At 70.9% G+C, this 16,595-nt stretch carries 14 protein-coding genes; 4 read left to right on the top strand and 10 right to left on the bottom strand.

The features are described from left to right. Positions 1 to 31: 31 nt before the first annotated feature. The 5 genes from ACZ3HL_RS03840 to ACZ3HL_RS03820 all read right to left on the bottom strand — a co-directional run bounded on the left by ACZ3HL_RS03840 (position 32) and on the right by ACZ3HL_RS03820 (position 5,266). Positions 32 to 655, bottom strand: coding sequence for a glyoxalase (locus ACZ3HL_RS03840; protein WP_465411979.1), 624 nt, complete (start codon positions 653 to 655; stop codon positions 32 to 34). Between the two features lie 419 nt (positions 656 to 1,074). Then, positions 1,075 to 1,602: a regulatory protein RecX gene (locus ACZ3HL_RS03835; protein ID WP_395881300.1), complete on the bottom strand. Its 528-nt coding sequence runs from the start codon at positions 1,600 to 1,602 to the stop codon at positions 1,075 to 1,077. A 214-nt stretch (positions 1,603 to 1,816) separates the two neighbouring features. Further along, positions 1,817 to 2,857: a recombinase RecA gene (recA, locus tag ACZ3HL_RS03830; RefSeq protein ID WP_005164741.1), complete on the bottom strand. Its 1,041-nt coding sequence runs from the start codon at positions 2,855 to 2,857 to the stop codon at positions 1,817 to 1,819. Positions 2,858 to 3,063: 206 nt separating this feature from the next. Then, a complete protein-coding gene (locus ACZ3HL_RS03825) occupies positions 3,064 to 3,258 on the bottom strand; it encodes a DUF3046 domain-containing protein (RefSeq protein ID WP_192745580.1) in 195 nt (64 codons plus the stop codon). A 94-nt stretch (positions 3,259 to 3,352) separates the two neighbouring features. Beyond that, positions 3,353 to 5,266 (bottom strand): Hsp70 family protein, encoded by a 1,914-nt coding sequence (locus ACZ3HL_RS03820; RefSeq protein ID WP_465528599.1) that lies wholly within the window; start codon positions 5,264 to 5,266, stop codon positions 3,353 to 3,355. 171 nt (positions 5,267 to 5,437) lie between these two features. On the opposite strand from ACZ3HL_RS03820, the gene ACZ3HL_RS03815 reads away from it, so the two are divergent. After that, a complete protein-coding gene (locus ACZ3HL_RS03815) occupies positions 5,438 to 10,060 on the top strand; it encodes an ATP-dependent helicase (RefSeq protein ID WP_465529101.1) in 4,623 nt (1,540 codons plus the stop codon). 211 nt (positions 10,061 to 10,271) lie between these two features. Continuing rightward, the gene (gene def, locus ACZ3HL_RS03810) at positions 10,272 to 10,772 is read left to right on the top strand and encodes a peptide deformylase (protein ID WP_037343240.1); all 501 of its coding nucleotides are present in this window, start codon (positions 10,272 to 10,274) and stop codon (positions 10,770 to 10,772) included. Positions 10,773 to 10,836: 64 nt separating this feature from the next. Here the strand turns inward: def and ACZ3HL_RS03805 are convergent, their stop codons facing one another. The 4 genes from ACZ3HL_RS03805 to ACZ3HL_RS03790 all read right to left on the bottom strand — a co-directional run bounded on the left by ACZ3HL_RS03805 (position 10,837) and on the right by ACZ3HL_RS03790 (position 14,233). After that, positions 10,837 to 11,922: a GNAT family N-acetyltransferase gene (locus ACZ3HL_RS03805; protein WP_465528597.1), complete on the bottom strand. Its 1,086-nt coding sequence runs from the start codon at positions 11,920 to 11,922 to the stop codon at positions 10,837 to 10,839. A 94-nt stretch (positions 11,923 to 12,016) separates the two neighbouring features. Continuing rightward, entirely contained in the window at positions 12,017 to 12,685 is a 669-nt protein-coding gene (locus ACZ3HL_RS03800; RefSeq protein ID WP_465411976.1) for a VOC family protein, read from the bottom strand. 193 nt (positions 12,686 to 12,878) lie between these two features. After that, positions 12,879 to 13,643 (bottom strand): maleylpyruvate isomerase family mycothiol-dependent enzyme, encoded by a 765-nt coding sequence (locus ACZ3HL_RS03795; protein ID WP_465528595.1) that lies wholly within the window; start codon positions 13,641 to 13,643, stop codon positions 12,879 to 12,881. A 107-nt stretch (positions 13,644 to 13,750) separates the two neighbouring features. Beyond that, a complete protein-coding gene (locus ACZ3HL_RS03790; protein WP_340683906.1) occupies positions 13,751 to 14,233 on the bottom strand; it encodes an SAV_6107 family HEPN domain-containing protein in 483 nt (160 codons plus the stop codon). A 221-nt stretch (positions 14,234 to 14,454) separates the two neighbouring features. Between ACZ3HL_RS03790 and ACZ3HL_RS03785 the strand changes: the two genes are divergently transcribed. Both ACZ3HL_RS03785 and ACZ3HL_RS03780 read left to right on the top strand, forming a co-directional pair. Continuing rightward, positions 14,455 to 14,985, top strand: a complete 531-nt coding sequence (locus tag ACZ3HL_RS03785; protein ID WP_465528593.1) for a YbaK/EbsC family protein — start codon at positions 14,455 to 14,457, stop codon at positions 14,983 to 14,985. Continuing rightward, a complete protein-coding gene (locus tag ACZ3HL_RS03780) occupies positions 14,982 to 15,545 on the top strand; it encodes a GNAT family N-acetyltransferase (RefSeq protein WP_465411973.1) in 564 nt (187 codons plus the stop codon). Before ACZ3HL_RS03785 ends, ACZ3HL_RS03780 begins: the two co-directional genes overlap by 4 nt. On the opposite strand, the gene ACZ3HL_RS03775 is transcribed toward ACZ3HL_RS03780, so the two are convergent. Continuing rightward, entirely contained in the window at positions 15,542 to 16,423 is an 882-nt protein-coding gene (locus tag ACZ3HL_RS03775) for a DMT family transporter (protein ID WP_465528591.1), read from the bottom strand. The two genes, ACZ3HL_RS03780 and ACZ3HL_RS03775, sit on opposite strands and share 4 nt — an antisense overlap. Positions 16,424 to 16,595 lie beyond the last annotated feature (172 nt).

Here is a 16,595-nt window from a genome sequence, read left to right as displayed (position 1 = left end):
GCGGCGAGCGGGGGCATCCGGTAGTGGCACATCAGGACTGGGCGGCGAGAGCCGAGGTCTCCCAGACGAATCCGTCGGGGTCGGTGAACGGGGCGGCACCGCAGATCGCGATGCGGTGCGAGCCGGTGCCCTCCGGGGACACGCCGGCGTCCTTGGCCAGGGACTTGCGCTTGTACAGCGCCAGCTTCACGGGGCTCGAGCCGGCCTCGAACTCGACGTACACGCGGCCGAAGCTCTTCCCCACGGTGAGCCCGTGCTCGACGTAGAACTTCTTGCTCGCGGCCACATCGGTGACGCCCAGCAGCAACACGATGTCATCGAATTCGCGGGCCGCCGGTCCGGTGTTCTTCTTCGCCGAAGTGGCGATCTTCCAGATCGCGCCGTCCGGGGCCTGGACGGTTCCGCCGTAGCCCCACATCGACTTCGTGGCGGGCTTGATCACGGTCGCCCCGGCCGCGACGGCGGCGTCGATGAGCGCGTCGGCGTTGGCGGGCTGGGAGACCGTGAGGGAGAGGGTGTAGCCGCGGAAGCCGGTGGACGGCTCCTGCGAAGCCCTCAGACGCAGCTCGGAGCCGAGCCCGAAGGCGGTGGAGTAGAAGCGTTCGGCGGCCTCGGTGTCGGCCACTTCGAGGGTGATGGCGTCGATGAAGTTCATGCCGGTAACGCTATTTCCGGGCGGGCTTCCGGCGCTTCTCGATTCCTGATCGGTCGTATCGGCGCTGGTCAGCGGCTTGCCGGAGGGCGATCTGGGCGTTGCGGAGTTCCCGATGTCGCAGTTGAGACGCTCAAGGTCTCTAGTGCGCCAGTGCCCCCAAGCTGCCGTGGCGATGGGGCAGCTCCGTAGCCACCGGGTCGTGGTGCGAAAGCCACTTTCGCGACGTTGAAGGTCTCGAAAGTGGCTTTCGCGACACGAACGCCGCCGAAGCCACGAGCAGAGTGCCCGCCCCGCCAGACACGTTTGCCTTATCTCTCGACAACCCGAAACGCCACTCGCGACGACCGCCGGGAACGCAAAACACCGGCCGCGCGGGCAAGTGTGCCCACACGGCCGGCGAGCGGCTCAGGTGATGAAGCTCAGTCGAGGGTGGCGTCGTCCAGCAGCGCCGACTCGGCGCCGAACTCGCGGAGTTCGTCGCGGATCACGGTGTAGGCCAGCCCCTGGGGATAGCCCTTGCGGGCGAGGAAGCCCAGCAGGCGGCGGATCGCCGTCTGCTCGTCGACGTTGCCCAGGGAGCGCATGCGCTTCCGTACCAGCTCTCGGGCGCGCTGCTCCTCTGCCTCTCGGTCCACCTCTTCGGCGGCCTGGACGGCGATATCCCCATCGATTCCTTTGCGTTTGAGTTCGGCCACGAGGGCGTTCCGTGCCAGGCCCATGTTGGCATGGCGGGAACGCACCCACATCTCGGCGAACTCGGCGTCGTTGATGAGCCCTGCCGTGTCCAGCTTACCGAGCAGGGTCTCCGTCGTCTCCTCGTCGAAGCCCTTGCGCTTGAGGGCCTGACGCAGTTCCTCCGTGGAACGCGGGCGCGCGGCCAGGAGATCGAAGCAGATCTCCTTGGCCTTCTTCCTCCGCTCGTCCGGCGGCAGCTCCGCCGGATCCACTTTGGGCGCACGCATTCAGCTCTCACTCCTCACAGGCAACAACGAATCGGCACCCGAGACCCCGGGGGTCCAGGGGGCTTGCCCCCTGGCGGGGGATCCAAGGGGGCGGAGCCCCTCTTGGCGGGGGCCTGGGGGTTCGACCCCCAGAAGGCACGGCGAAGGGATGAAGGCGAGCGCTCTCCGCGAGCACACCCCTCCCAATCCCGCGCCCCCCTCAGAAGTCGACCGGCGCGGGGGCGGCTTCGGCGTCGACGGCGGCACCGATGCCGAGCTTCTCCTTGATGCGCTTCTCGATCTCGTTGGCGATGTCCGGGTTGTCCAGCAGGAACTTCCGGGCGTTCTCCTTGCCCTGGCCCAGCTGGTCGCCCTCGTAGGTGTACCAGGCGCCGGACTTGCGCAGGATGCCCTGGTCGACACCCATGTCGATCAACGAGCCCTCGCGGGAGACGCCCTTGCCGTAAAGGATGTCGAACTCGGCCTGCTTGAAGGGCGGCGCGACCTTGTTCTTGACGACCTTGACGCGGGTGCGGTTGCCGACGGGCTCGCCGCCGTCCTTCAGCGTCTCGATGCGGCGGACGTCCAGGCGGACCGACGCGTAGAACTTCAGCGCCTTACCACCGGTCGTGGTCTCCGGGGAGCCGAACATGACGCCGATCTTCTCGCGCAGCTGGTTGATGAAGATCGCGGTGGTGCCGGAGTTGTTCATCGCACCGGTCATCTTCCGCAGCGCCTGGCTCATCAGCCGGGCCTGGAGGCCGACGTGGTTGTCGCCCATCTCGCCCTCGATCTCGGCGCGCGGCACGAGCGCGGCGACCGAGTCGATGACCAGGATGTCGAGCGCGCCGGAGCGGATCAGCATGTCCGCGATCTCGAGCGCCTGCTCACCGGTGTCCGGCTGGGAGACCAGCAGCGCGTCGGTGTCGACGCCGAGCTTCTTGGCGTACTCCGGGTCCAGCGCGTGCTCCGCGTCGATGAACGCGGCGATGCCGCCGTTCTTCTGCGCGTTGGCGACCGCGTGGAGCGCGACGGTGGTCTTACCGGAGGACTCCGGACCGTAGATCTCGATGACCCGGCCGCGGGGAAGGCCGCCGATCCCGAGCGCGACGTCGAGTGCGATGGCGCCGGTGGGGATGACCTCGATCGGCGCGCGGCCCTCTTCGCCGAGGCGCATGACCGAGCCCTTGCCGTACTGCTTGTCGATCTGGGCGAGGGCCAGTTCGAGCGCCTTGTCCTTGTCGGGTGCTGCTGGTGCCATGGAGTCCACCTCGTTGGTTGAGCCGGGTAGGGCTTGTTCAGTTCTGAGCTGTCGGGTCCGACGCTACGGGCGACCACCGACAATTCCAGGCCTCGCGCCCAAGCTGTGGATCGCTGACCCCGTTGTGGACAACACCCTAGACGAACGTGTGTTCGAGGCCGTGACCGACACGCCGTCGCGCTAGGGTTCTTGCCTTTTCGCCGAGGTCAGCGCCGCTCGGGCGGGATCTCGAAGGCTTCGCAGACCGCCCGCCAGACGTCCTTGGCAGAGGTTCCCGCGTCGAGGGCCTGTTCGACGGTCCGGCCCCCGAGTTCGCCGAAGACGTGATCCCTGGAGAGGGTTTCCGCACGTCCGGGACCGAATTCGTCGGCCATCAGCCGCCGGAAGACCGTGATACGCATCGGGAGAAGTCTAGCCCGGCAGCTGCCCGAATCGCGTGAAGGCCCCTTGCCTCTGCTGAGCCGAGGGAAGGGGGCCTTCACGCGCGAACAGCGGCTATTCGCCCGGCTGGACGCTCTTTTCGAAGTAGTCGGCCAGTTCACCCGGCGTCGGGTTCTGGCCTTCGGCCGGGACCTGGTAGATGAAGCCGACCAGCGGCCGGTCGGTCACGGTGAAGACCAGCACGGCGGCGTTCCTCCCAGCGGCCGAGGAGTACTGGCCTTCCAAGGCGTTGCCCACCCACTTGGCCTCGGTGCGGTCCCCACCGGCCGCTTTGAGCAGCCCGTCGGTGTAGGCCTTGAGCTTGTCCGGGGAGTCGCTCTGCAGATAGGTCACCTGCGTCCCGGCGCGGCCGGGGGCGGAGCAGGTCGACGTCACGCCGAGGTCCTCCGCCGGTTTCGCCGGCCCGTTGCCCATGCCGGGTTTGCAGTCGCCGGTGTCGGCGATCTTCCCGGCGAGCTGGCGCAGGCAGCCGGTGAGGCCCTTGTCGTCGGCCGCGCCGGGCGCCTTGCATTCGTCGGCCGTGTACGTCGTCACCGAAGAGGACGTCAGGTAGAAGGTGAGCCAGGCGGCGAGCAGCACGACGACGGCCACGATGGCGCCGATGACGAGCGGCTTCTTCTTGCTCGCGGGCGCCTTCTCGCCGGAGGACTGCCCTGCCAGTGAATACGTCGGGAAATTCGTCGGCGCGGGCTGCTGCACCTGCTGCGGGCCGCTGTTCGGGTAACCCGACTGAGGGAAACCGCCGGACTGGCCGGGGCCGCCGCCCGAGTACCCCGGGATCGACGCGACCTGCTGGGGCGGCGGCGCGTACGGGCCCGAAGCACCGGGCCCGACCTGATGCGCGCCGGTTCCCGCGGCGACCTGCCCTTCGACGCCCTGCGTGCGCGAGCTGATGCCGTCGGAAGCGACGTGCTGGGCGCCGAGCGCGACCGCGGTCTCCGGCTGGTCCAGGCTCCCGGGGACGACGCCGAGCTTCTCCGCGATCAGGCTGCCGACCAGCGGGAGACGGCTCGAACCGCCGACGAGGTAGATGCCGGCGAGCCGGTCCGGCGTCATCCCGGCCGAGCGGACCACCCGCGACATCAGCTCGACACTGCGCAGCATCGACGGCCGCACCAGCGCTTCGAGTTCCCCTCGCGTGACGAGGACGTCCTCGAACGGCTCCGGCATCGGGACCTCGGTCTGCGGATGCCGCGAGAGGGCTTCCTTCGCCGCCTTCACGTCCTCCTGCAGCGCGCGCCGCGTACGACGGTCCGGAGTGGACTCGGGCCGCAGGACCCGCTGCCAGCGCTGGGGGTCCTTGTGCGAGACCTCGCGGCCGACGTGCACCAGAAGCGCCTGGTCGACGTCGAGACCGCCGAGATCGGGAAGGCCGTCTTCGGCGACGACGGTGAAGCCGCCGTTCGGGGTCGCGCCGACGATCGCGACGTCGAAGGTGCCGGCCCCGAGGTCGTACACGGCGAGCGCCTGACCGGGCGCGAGCGTCTTGCCGGGGAACGACGCGAAGTGCGCGGCCGCGGCGACCGGCTCGGGGACGAGCACCAGGTTCCCGCCCATCCCGGCGAGCCGGGCGGCGGACAGCAGCACGTTGCGGCGGGTCGGGCCCCACTGCGCGGGGTGGGTCAGCCGGACCTCGTCGGGCAGGTCCCCGCCGAGCTGGCGGGTGGTCTCGTCGAGGACGCGGCGCAGGATCGCGGCCAGCACCTCGCTGACCGGGATGACGTCGGTGCCCAGCAGGAGCGTCTGCTCGTCGATGCGGCGTTTGGGGTTGGGCTCGAAGCGGGTCGGGTCGAGGCGGGCGCGGCGTTCGGCGTCGCGGCCGACCATGATCGTGCCGTCCTCGGTGGCGAACACCGCGGACGGCATGTTGGCCGAACCGTCGACTTCGACCACGCGCGGCGGCCTCCCGTGCGCCGAAAGGACGGCCACGGTGTTGGACGTCCCGAGGTCCACCGACAGGATCCGCACAGCTCATACCCCTTCACAGACGAACGGCGACCGCCCCAGCACTGATCCGGTCGCGCTGGCGGTGATGCTCCCATGAGCGAGGTCACCGCACGTGCGGAACCCGCCGAACTCGTCCCCGAGCGGGTGCCTCGTCACAGCCTCGGAGCGAAACTGTCGGTGGTCCGGCGCAGTATGGAGGGCGTGGCACACGTACTCGACCTCTTCTCCCCCGCGACCAGGGACTGGTTCACCGGGGCCTTCGCCGCGCCCACCCGCGCGCAGGAGGGCGCGTGGCGTGCCGCGCACGCGAAAGAACACGCGCTGGTCGTGGCCCCCACGGGCTCCGGCAAGACGCTCTCGGCGTTCCTCTGGGCGCTGGACAGGCTGTCGGTCGAGCCGCCGCCGTCCGAGCCCAGGAAACGCTGCCGCGTCCTCTACGTCTCGCCGCTGAAGGCGCTGGCGGTCGACGTGCAGCGCAACCTGCGGGCACCGCTGGCGGGTATCTCGCAGGCGTCGCGGCGGCTCGGGCTGCCCGTGCCGGACATCGGCGTCGGCATGCGCACGGGCGACACCACCGCGGCCGAGCGGCGCTCGTTCGGCAAGACCCCGCCGGACGTGCTGGTCACCACGCCGGAGTCGCTGTTCCTGATCCTCACCTCCTCCGCCCGCGATTCGCTGCGCGGCGTGGAGACGGTGATCATCGACGAGGTGCACGCGGTCGCGGGTGGTAAACGCGGCGCGCATCTGGCCCTGTCCCTGGAACGGCTCGACGCGCTTCTCGAAAAGCCCGCCCAGCGGATCGGGCTGTCGGCGACGGTCCGGCCGATCGACGAGGTCGCCTCGTTCCTGGCGGGCGGCAGGCCGGTCACCATCGTCCAGCCGAAGCTCGCGAAGACGATCGAGGTCCGCGTCGAGGTCCCGGTCGAGGACATGGCCGATCTCGACGGTCCTCAAGGCCCGAAGCAGAACGAAGACCTCGATGCCGGGCTCGCGCGTTTGCCCGGTTCGCTGGAGGACATCGACGGCGCGCCGCGGCGGCCGTCGATCTGGCCCGCGGTGGAGGAGCGGGTCCTCGAACTGATCCAGGCGCATCGGTCGACCATCGTGTTCGCCAACTCTCGGCGGCTCACCGAGCGGATGACCGCGCGGCTCAACGAACTCGTGGCGGAGCAGAGCGAGCTGGAGCCGGATCAGCGGTATCCGGCCGAGGCGATCGGCCAGTCCGGGCTCACCACCGGAGCGGCACCGGTGATCGCGCGGGCGCACCACGGCTCGATGTCGCGCGAGCAGCGCACCCATGTGGAAGAGGAGCTCAAGTCCGGGCGGCTGGCGTGTGTCGTGGCGACGTCCTCCCTGGAGCTGGGCATCGACATGGGCGCCGTCGATCTCGTCGTGCAGATCGAGGCACCGCCGACGGTCGCTTCGGGATTGCAGCGGGTGGGCCGGGCCGGGCACCAGGTCGGCGCGGTGTCGAGCGGGGTGATGTTCCCGAAGTTCCGGGGCGACCTCGTCTCCTGCGCGGTGGTCGCGGAACGGATGGCGTCCGGGGCGATCGAGGCGGTGCGGTATCCGCGCAACCCGCTGGACGTGCTCGCACAGCAGGTCGTGGCGATGGTGGCGCTCGAATCGTGGACGGTCGACGAGCTGGCCGCCCTCGCCCGCCGGGCGGCGCCGTTCGCGTCCCTTCCGGACGACGCGTTGCTGGCCGTGCTCGACATGCTCGCCGGCCGGTACCCGAGCGAGGAGTTCGGCGAGCTGCGCGCCCGGATCACCTGGGACAGGGTCACCGGCGAACTGCACGGCCGTCCGGGGTCGCAGCGGCTGGCGGTGACCTCCGGCGGCACGATCCCCGACCGCGGCCTGTTCACCGTGATGACGCCGGGCGCCGAGGGCAAACCCGGGTCGCGCGTGGGCGAGCTCGACGAGGAGATGGTCTACGAGTCCCGCGTCGGGGACACGATCCTGCTCGGCACCTCCTCCTGGCGGGTCACCGACATCACCCACGACCGCGTGATCGTGGTCCCCGCGCCGGGTGAGCCCGCCCGGATGCCGTTCTGGAAGGGCGACGCCCCCGGGCGCCCGCTGGAACTGGGCCGTGCGCTGGGCGCGTTCGTCCGCGAACTGTCCACTTCGGAGCCGTCGGTGGCCAGGGAACGCGCCGCCGTCGCCGGGCTGGACGAGTACGCGTGCGACAACCTGCTGGCGTACCTGGCGGAGCAGAAGTCGGCCACGCGGCATGTGCCGAACGACAAAACCGTGCTGCTGGAACGGTTTCGCGACGAGCTCGGGGACTGGCGGGTCATCCTGCACTCGCCGTTCGGCGCACAGGTCAACGCGCCGTGGGCGCTCGCGATCGCCGCGCGCCTGCGGGAGAACCGCGGGGTCGACGCCCAGGTCGCGCATTCCGACGACGGCATCGTCCTGCGGCTGCCCGAGGCGCTCGACATGGACGGCGCCGAGGTCACCATCGGCGTCGAAGACGTGCTGCTCGATCCGGAAGAGGTCGAGCAGCTGATCGTCGCCGAGGTCGGCGGCTCGGCGCTGTTCGCCGCCCGGTTCCGGGAATGCGCGGCGCGGTCGCTGCTGCTCCCCCGCCGGGATCCGCGCCGCCGCACCCCGCTGTGGCAGCAGCGGCAGCGCGCGTCCCAGCTGCTTTCGGTCGCGGCCAAGTACGAGCGGTTCCCCGTGGTGCTGGAAGCGATGCGGGAAGTCCTGCAGGACATGTACGACGTCGGCGGGCTGCGCGAACTGATGGCCGACGTCCGGTCGCGGAAGGTCAAGCTGGTCGAGGTCGAGACACCGTCGGCCTCGCCGTTCGCGCGCAGCCTGCTCTTCGGCTACGTCGGGATGTTCCTGTACGAGACCGACGCCCCGCTCGCGGAACGGCGCGCGGCGGCGCTGGCGCTGGATTCGACGCTGCTGGCCGAGCTGCTCGGCACCGAAGCCATCCGGGAACTGCTGGACGCCGAGGTCGTCGCCGAAGTCGAGCGTTCACTGCAACGCCTCGACCCGGACAGGCACGCCCGCAACGCCGAAGATGCCGCGGATCTGTTGCGGTTCCTCGGGGATCTCTCCATCGAGGAGGCCGCCGCGCGCGGCATCCAGCGGGAATGGCTGGAGGAATTGGAGGCCGCGCGGCGGGTGATCCGGGTGCGTATCGGCGGCGGCGAACGCTTCATCGCCATCGAGGACGCCGGCCGCGTGCGCGACGCGCTGGGCACCGCGCTGCCGGTCGGGGTGCCGGAGGCGTTCACCGAACCGGTGGAGGATCCTGTCGGCGACCTGCTGTCGCGCTATTCGCGCAGCCGCGGCCCGTTCAGCGCCCGGCAGGCGGCCGAGCGGTTCGGCCTCGGGACGGCCGTGGTCACCGGAGTACTGGACAGGCTGACCGCGCAGGGCAGGCTGGTCCGGGGCGAGCTGAGCCCCGTCGGGCATCCCGAGACCCACGGCGTCGGGATGGAGTTCTGCGACGCGTCGGTGCTGCGCAGGCTCCGGCGGGCGTCGCTGGCCCGGCTGCGGGCCGAGGTCGAACCGGTCGAACCGGCCGCGCTGGGGCGGTTCCTGCCCTCGTGGCACGGTATCGGGGCGCGAGTGCGGTCGGCGCCGACGGCGGACGACGTGCTGTCCGTGGTCGAGCAACTGGCCGGTGCCCCGCTCCCGGCGAGCGCGGTCGAGTCGCTGATCCTCCCGAGCAGGCTGCCCGGCTACACCCCGTCGCTGCTGGACGAACTCACCACGGCGGGCGAGGTCACCTGGTGCGGCTGCGGCTCCCTGTCCGGCGGGGACGGCTGGCTGGCGCTCGCGCCGACGGACGTCGCCGATCTGCTGTTGCCGGATCTCGACGACGATCTGCCCTCCGGCCCGCTCCACCAGGCCATTCTGTCCACTTTGGAGGGTGGAGCCCAGTTCTTCCGTCAGCTCGTGGACCGGGCGTCGCCGTTGGTCGAAACCCCGCCCGACGACGGAGAAGTCGTGGCGGCACTGTGGGATCTCGTGTGGGCCGGGCTGGTCACCGGGGACACGTTGGGCCCGTTGCGGGCGCAGGTTTCCGGCTCCGGCGCGGCCCACAAACCACGGCGGCAGGCTCCTCGCGGCCGGTACGCGCGGCTTCGGGCCGGGCGTCCGGCGATGCCTTCACGCACCGGGCCGCCGACGGTGGCGGGCCGCTGGGCACTGACTCCGGGCCGCGAAGCGGATCCGACCAGGCGCGCGCTGGCGCGGACGGAGGCCTTCCTGGAACGGCACGGCGTCCTCACCCGCGGCGCCCTCGACACCGAACGCGTGACGGGCGGCTTTTCGGGAATCTACAAGGTTTTGCGTGGCATGGAGGATTCGGGACAGGTCGTCCGGGGGTACGTGGTCGAAGGGCTCGGCGCGGCGCAGTTCGCGGCGAAGGGCGCCGTCGACAGGCTGCGCGCGCAGTCCGGGAACCAGCGCACCACCACCGAAGGAGCCGTCGTCCTCGCCGCCGCCGATCCGGCCCAGCCCTACGGTGCCGCGTTGGCATGGCCCGCCGCGACGGGAGACACGAAGCACCGGCCGGCAAGGAAAGCGGGCGCGCTGGCCGTACTCGTGGACGGCGTCCCGGCGATGTACGTCGAACGCGGCGGCCGGTCGCTGCTGAGCTTCACCGAAGATCAGGAGGCCTTGCGGTCGGCCGCGCGGGCGCTGTCCACGGCGGTGCGGGAAGGCTGGCTGGGGCAGCTCGCGGTGCAGAAGGCCGACGGCGAGGTGGCGCTCACCTCGGAGCTTTCGGCCGTCCTCCAGGAGGCGGGTTTCCGGGCGACTCCCAAGGGCCTGCGCCTGCGGGCCTAGAATCACCGCTCAGAGCCTGTTGGCGGAGCTGGGGACGGCTCGTAAACCGGGCACGACGCGTGAACCCGCCTGGCCGAAGGCCCCGCTATCGCGGTGGCAGGGCGCCCTGGACACCCGTCGGGACGGGTTTACCAGGTCGCGTCCTGCCGACGTCGATCGCGGCGCGGGTTCACCGACAGACACTCAGACCTGCGGAGAAGGACGTTCGAACATGGTGATGCGCGACCTGCGCTATTTCGGGGATCCCGTGCTCAAGACCGTATGCGACCCGGTCACGACATTCGACAAGAAGATCGAGTCGCTGGTGACCGATCTGATGGACGGGGTGAAACCGGCCGGGCGCGCGGGTCTCGCGGCACCGCAGATCGGGGTCGGGCTGCGGGTGTTCAGCTACGACGTCGGCGGGCTGAGCGGGTACGTGATCAACCCCGAGATCGTCGAGCTGTCCGAGGAGACACACGAGATCGGCGAGGGCTGCCTCTCGGTGCCGGAGCTGTGGTTCCCGGTCGTCCGCGCGAAGCACGCCGTGGTGCGTGGTGTCGACCTGCGCAACGAGCCGGTCGAGGTCGAGGGCGTCGACGTGCTCGCCCAGTGCCTGCAGCACGAGACCGACCACCTCGACGGCAAGCTGTACCTGGAGCGTCTCACCCCCGAACGCAAGAAGCGCGCGCTGGGCGAAGCCCGGGGCAAAGACTGGTTCTGGAACCGCTGACCCACTCCCGCGTTTCGTCCTCTGAATGCGGTGGTTGGCACCCCGAACTACCGCATCCAGAGGACTAAATGCGGGGGTTGGGGAGCGCGAAGCGCAGGGTGCCGGGGTCGCCGGGGGCGCGTTCGGGCCGGAGCCCCACGCGCGTGGCGGTGCGATAGAGGGAATCGTCGCCGGGCAGGCAGACGGCGGTGAGTTCGCGCTCCCCCCTGGCCACGGCGAGGGTGGCGAGCCGGGCCAGCAGAGCGGTGCCGATACCTTGGCGCTGCCAGGAATCCTCGACCAGCAGCGAGACTTCGGCCGCGCCGCCGCCTGCCGACGGGATCAGCTGGCCGAGACCGATCACCTCACGGCCGCAGACCGCGAGCAGGCTGATCCCGCGCGGCGGCATCAGGAGCCGGTGCAGCCAGCGACGCGGCACGGCGCGCATTCCGGTGTGATAGCGGTGGAAGAGCGTCGTCATCGAGCATCTCTGATGCAGTGCGGACACCGCTTCCGCGTCACCGGGGACACCTTTGCGCAGGACGATCGCGGCGCCGTCGGCCCGGTCGAGCACGACCGGACCGGTCACGTTGTCGCGGACGGCGGCGATCAGGCCGGTCAGCGCGACGGCGCGGCTCAGTTCCAGTTCGACGAACGGCGACCACCGGCGGCGCGCGACGAACGCGGCACCGTCCCCCGCCGGGAACACCGCGCGATGACCGCCTTCCGTGCGGGCCGGGTTCGCCTCGATCGACGGGACCTTGGTGACGACGTCGGCCGCGAGGACACCGCGGAGCACTTCCGCGAGGCCGCCGGGCTCCTCGACGGCCCGCTTGGCCGCGGTGAGCGTCGCGGTGGCCGGGTCGACCAGTTCGGCCAGATCCGCGTCGATGACGGCGGAGCATTCGCATCCTTCGTCACGGATCGCGTCGATGAGCAATTGTCGCGGCAGACCCGTGGCCGGCCGCAGGACGATCTCGTCGAGCACGCCACCGGGGACCGGGAGAACCGACAGCCCGAGGATGTTGCATTCGAGGTCGGCGAGCCGGATCGCGATCCTGGCCAGCGTGCCGGGCCGGTCGTCCACGCGGATCCGGACACGCCAGGCCGACGCGGCCGCGGTCTCTTCGCCGGGATGGACCAGGGTGGGCCGGGCTCGATAGGTCTCCATGACTCCACGGTCCCGGCCGGTTGTTGCCTGCCCACGGCGCGGGTGTTTCGCTCACGTCAGCGTTCGACGCCGGCGCGCAACCCCGGCGAAACACTCAGCGGGGTGGAAGCACGCTGAATTCGTTGCCCTCCGGATCCACCATGGCTTCGCCACGCTCCCCTGACGCGCCCAGCTCCCGCAGGCGCCGGAGCTCGGCCGCCCGGCTCTTGCCCCGCCGTGGCGCGATCTCGAACCGCAGCCGGTTCCTGTGCCGTTTCTCCTCTCGCGTGGCGAGGAACTCGATCCACGGGCCGCGGCCGTCCGGTGGCCGCAGGCCGACGATCGCCTCTTCCCGGACGCCGACCTCCCAGCCCAGGGCGGCCGCCCAGAACCGCGCGAGCCGCTCCGGGTCGACGGCGTCGGTGACGACCGAAGCGATCGCGCCGGTGCCCTCGTACTGCTCGCGTGGCTCGAGGACGCAGAACTCGTTGCCCTCGGGATCCGCGAGCACCACCCACGGCACCCGTTTCTCCTCCGGCGGGCCCTGGCCGATGTCGATGTGCCGTGCGCCGAGGGACAGCGCACGGTCCACCAACTCGGCCTGGTGCCCGGGCGAACGGCTCGCCAGATCCAGGTGCAGCCGGTTCTTGCCCCGTTTGGGGCCCGCCTCGGAGCGGAACGCCGGTTCGAACGGGGCGTCCCAGCTGAACAGCCCTTCCCAGAAACCCGCCAGATCTCTGGGAAGGGCCGAGTCGAAGACCAGGTTCACCAGCTGTGCCACCACACCGGTGAATCTAGACGGCACCACCGACACTTCTGGGCGTCTCAGGTGAACCCACGCCCGCTGAGCGGACAGGCCGCCCTGCCACCGCGATAGCGGGCCTTCGGCAGGGCGGGTTCACACAGTCGGTCGTTTCTCAGGCATATCTCCAGCTCCGCCGACTGGCGCTGACCGGTTTGGCTTCCCCACCGACCGGTCATCGGGTCGCGAGCCGCAGAAGGGCCCAGAGTTGTCCCGCCATGTCCTGGTCTCCGCTGACCGTCACCGCCGTCGGACCCGCCCGGCCCCAGAGCCAGCGGTAGATCTTGTCCGGTTTGCCGGTGACCAGGTCGTCCGCGCGCTGGGCCTCCTCGGCCGAGCACCGCCAGGCGACCGTTTCCGTCGGGCCCGCCCTGGCGATCCAGGTGTGGCCCGCGGTGCGCACGCCGACCGAACCGGTCCTGGTTCCGGACAGCCCCAGCAACGGCAGCCGCTGGCCGAACCACAGCACCAGTGCCTCGTCGATCCCGTCGAGTGCCACGTCTTCGGGGATCTCCGACACGTCCCGGCCGGCCGCGCTCTCCGCGTCGATCCGGTGGATCGTCGTCTCGTGCGCCATCCTCCGCCGCCAGAACCCGTAGCTGCGGTCCGCGGGCCACCAGGTCGGCGCCAGTTCGTCCGGGTCGTGCGCGGACAGTTCGGCGACGAGTTCGTCCCGGCCCTCGCGGAAGTACTCCTCCAGGTGCTGTCCCGGCCCCGGTTTGCGCTGCCAGTGCTCGGGACGGCGCCCGTCGATGATCCAGCGGCGGGTGACCCGGTACACGCTGCCCACGTGCCTGAGGACCTCCCCGAGCGTCCAGCCCGGGCAGGTCGGGACCGGCGCGTCCGCGGACGCGGTGTGCGCCACCTGGGCCATCAACTCGGTTTCGGCGCCGATCACCTCCAGGAACCTGCCCTGGTCGATCATGGCCTGCCCGGCCATCGGGCACCCCCTCTCCGTGCGACTTGGAACGTGTCTCTCAGCTGAAGCCGGCAGGCAGGTGACCAGCCGATCCACGGAGATCCGAAAGCGCGACTGAGAGACACCGCCTAAGCCACATGCGCCGAGTCACCCATCGGCAGCCCGTGCACCACCCGTCGCACCAGTTCCAGGAACACCGTGGCGGCCCGCGTCAGCTCGTCCGCCAGCTCGACGGTGACCTTGCCGGTGATCCCCGCCTGGGCGGCGGCCCGCGTCGCCGAATTGGCCGCGAAGAACGCCGCCCATTCCTTCAGCTCGGGCGCGACGGAATCGAGCAGCACCCAGCCGCTCGCCGGCCGGGCACGGCCCCGGTGCGGACGGCCCCGGGCCTCCAGCACCGCCGCCGCTCCGCGCAGCGCGGCGAGATACGCCCCGATGAACCGCTCCGCGGGATCGCTTTCCCGCTCTGCTTCGGCGAGCCCCCGCCTCGCCTGTGCGTACAAGGAGACCGCCGCGGGTGGTGCCGGCGGGCGCAACGACATGGGCAGGGCGGGTTGTGCGGTGCCCCCCGGCCTCTCGGCTTCGTCAGGGGACACGACCGAAACGGACATGACGACCCTCCTCCTGTACGTGAGCGCCTGCCGGTGCCCGGCGCCGAGGCGCTTCCCCCGCCCCCGCGCCGGGCACCTACCGGTGCGCGCTCACCGAATGTCGAACGTCTGTTCGAACAAGTCCAATGTAACCCCGAAGTGCCCCATTCCTCAACCCCGTACCGGGGTGATCGCCGCATGTGGTGCGGGACACGGCATCGGGCACGTGATCTCATAGGCGTATGAGCACCATCGACCGGTCCGGTCATCCCTCGGTGGCCAAGGTCGCGGCCGCGCTCGCCGAGGCGGGCCAGCACACCGCCGCCGACGGGATCCGGATCCTCCCCGCCGAAGTCCGCACGGCCGCGCAGGCCGCCGAAGCGCTCGGTGTCGAGGTCGGCGCGATCGCGAACAGCCTCGTCTTCCGCGGCCGCGCCGGCGACAAGGAAACGGCCCTGCTCGCCCTGACCTCCGGCGCGCACCGCGCCGACACCGGCCTCCTCGCTTCACTGACCGGTGCCGACGAGATCGGCAAGGCCGACGCGGATTTCGTCCGCGCGCACACCGGGCAGCCGATCGGCGGCGTCGCCCCGGTCGGTCACCCGAAGGCGTTGACCACCCTCGTCGACACCGCGTTAAGCGCGCACGAGGTCGTCTGGGCCGCCGCCGGGCATCCGAAGTCGGTGTACCCCACGACGTTCGACGACCTCGTCGCGCTGACCGGGGGCACTCCCGCGGACGTCGCGGGCGGCGGGCAGGATGGGCGCCCGTGACCGCGATGTCCTCGGAATGCACCCGTTACGTCCAGCTGTCCGCGGACGAGTTCCGCGCCCGGCTCCCCGAGGCGCTGACCATCTACGTCAACGCCATGCGCTACCCCGAAGGCACGGCGGAGCAGCGCGCGCCGATGTGGCTCACGCACGCGCTGCGCGAAGGCTGGCGCTGTATGGCCGCGCTCGACGCGGACGGCGTCCTGCTCGGGCTCGCCTACGGCTACAAGGGCCGCGGCGGCCAATGGTGGCACGAACAGGTCCGCCACGGCCTGACCCGGCGTGAGGGCCAGGCCGCCGCCGAGCACTGGATGTCCGACTACTTCGAGCTCACCGAGATCCACGTCAGCCCCGAAAGCCAGGGGAAGCGGATCGGCGAGGACCTCCTGCGACGGCTGCTCGACGGCGTGCCCAGCGCCCACGTCCTCCTTTCCACGCCGGAAGGCACCAGCCGGGCCTGGAAGCTGTACCGGCGGGTCGGGTTCGTCGACGTGCTGCGGGACTACCACTTCGCCGGGGATCCGCGGCCGTTCGCGATCCTCGGCCGGACGCTGCCGCTCTAGGGCCTCGAATACGCCACGGTGAGCGCGGCGATGAGCACCACCGCGCCGCACCAGCCCACGACGCCGAGCCGTTCCCCGAGCAGCACCATGGCCAGCAGCGCGGCGGTCAACGGTTCGAGCAGGGCGGACAGCGCGGCCAGTACGGGATGCGCGCTTTCGAGACCGCGGAAGTACGCGGCGTACGCCAGCGCCGTCGGCACGACGCCGAAGTAGACGACGAGCGCGAGCACGTCGGCCTGGAACGGCACCGCCATCCCGAACCACAGCGCCGCGGGGGCGAGCGCGGCACCGCCGATCAGGCAGCCGAAAGCCGAGGTGGGCAAGGGATCGAGGCCTTCGACACGGGTCGCGGTCACCAGCGTCAGCGCGGCGAACCCGGCCGCGGCGAGCAGCGCGAACAGCACGCCGGCGACGTCGGCCTCCTGTCCGGGCGTCCACTGCAGCAGCGCGAGCCCGGCGAGGGACCCGGCCACGGACGCCGCCGTCCACGCTCCGGGCAGGCGGCGGGTCTTGACGGCCGTCGCGACGGCGAGCAGGACGGGCGCGCTGCCGATGGTGGTCATCGTCGCGACGCTCACCGAACTCAGCGAGACCGAGGCGAAGTAGCTGGTCTGGAAGAGGGCGAACAAGCCGCCCACCGCCAGGAGACGACGGCGGACCTGGGGCGTGCGGGGAAAGCCGCGAAGGCCTCCGGTGAGCCAGAGATAGCCGGTGGCGATCAAGCCGCCGATGAGCAGCCGGTACGCGGCGACGCTCAGTGGATGGAGCCCCGCGCGGGACGCGAGCAGGGAGCCGGCGAGACCGCCGGTCCCCCAGAGGACTCCGGCGAGGACGAGCGCGGCCGACGATCGGGCGCGCGTGGGTACGGCAACGGACATGGGGAAACGCTCCTGCGTCTGTGTCGGTCGGAAAGGACGTCGACGACGCGGGGTGCTTCAGTGCAGCACGGATCGGCCGGGCGGCAGGAACGCCACGCGGCCGGAGACACCCCGCTCAGGAGGCGGGGGGTGGGGTGACGAGAAAGATCCGGTGCACGAGGGGAACGTATCA

This window comes from Amycolatopsis sp. NPDC000009 (assembly GCF_055563465.1).
The sequence above is the reverse complement of the archived record's forward strand: the minus strand, read 5'-3'. Positions and strand labels throughout refer to the sequence as shown.

Excerpts from the sequence above, each read along its gene's own strand:
- ACZ3HL_RS03840 (WP_465411979.1), bottom strand. The coding sequence starts at position 655 with ATGAACTTCATCGACGCCATCACCCTCGAAGTGGCCGACACCGAGGCC.
- recA (WP_005164741.1), bottom strand. The coding sequence starts at position 2,857 with ATGGCACCAGCAGCACCCGACAAGGACAAGGCGCTCGAACTGGCCCTC.
- ACZ3HL_RS03825 (WP_192745580.1), bottom strand. The coding sequence starts at position 3,258 with ATGCGTATCACGGTCTTCCGGCGGCTGATGGCCGACGAATTCGGTCCC.
- ACZ3HL_RS03815 (WP_465529101.1), top strand. The coding sequence starts at position 5,438 with ATGGAGGGCGTGGCACACGTACTCGACCTCTTCTCCCCCGCGACCAGG.
- def (WP_037343240.1), top strand. The coding sequence starts at position 10,272 with ATGGTGATGCGCGACCTGCGCTATTTCGGGGATCCCGTGCTCAAGACC.
- ACZ3HL_RS03805 (WP_465528597.1), bottom strand. The coding sequence starts at position 11,922 with ATGGAGACCTATCGAGCCCGGCCCACCCTGGTCCATCCCGGCGAAGAG.
- ACZ3HL_RS03795 (WP_465528595.1), bottom strand. The coding sequence starts at position 13,643 with ATGGCCGGGCAGGCCATGATCGACCAGGGCAGGTTCCTGGAGGTGATC.
- ACZ3HL_RS03790 (WP_340683906.1), bottom strand. The coding sequence starts at position 14,233 with ATGTCCGTTTCGGTCGTGTCCCCTGACGAAGCCGAGAGGCCGGGGGGC.
- ACZ3HL_RS03785 (WP_465528593.1), top strand. The coding sequence starts at position 14,455 with ATGAGCACCATCGACCGGTCCGGTCATCCCTCGGTGGCCAAGGTCGCG.
- ACZ3HL_RS03775 (WP_465528591.1), bottom strand. The coding sequence starts at position 16,423 with ATGTCCGTTGCCGTACCCACGCGCGCCCGATCGTCGGCCGCGCTCGTC.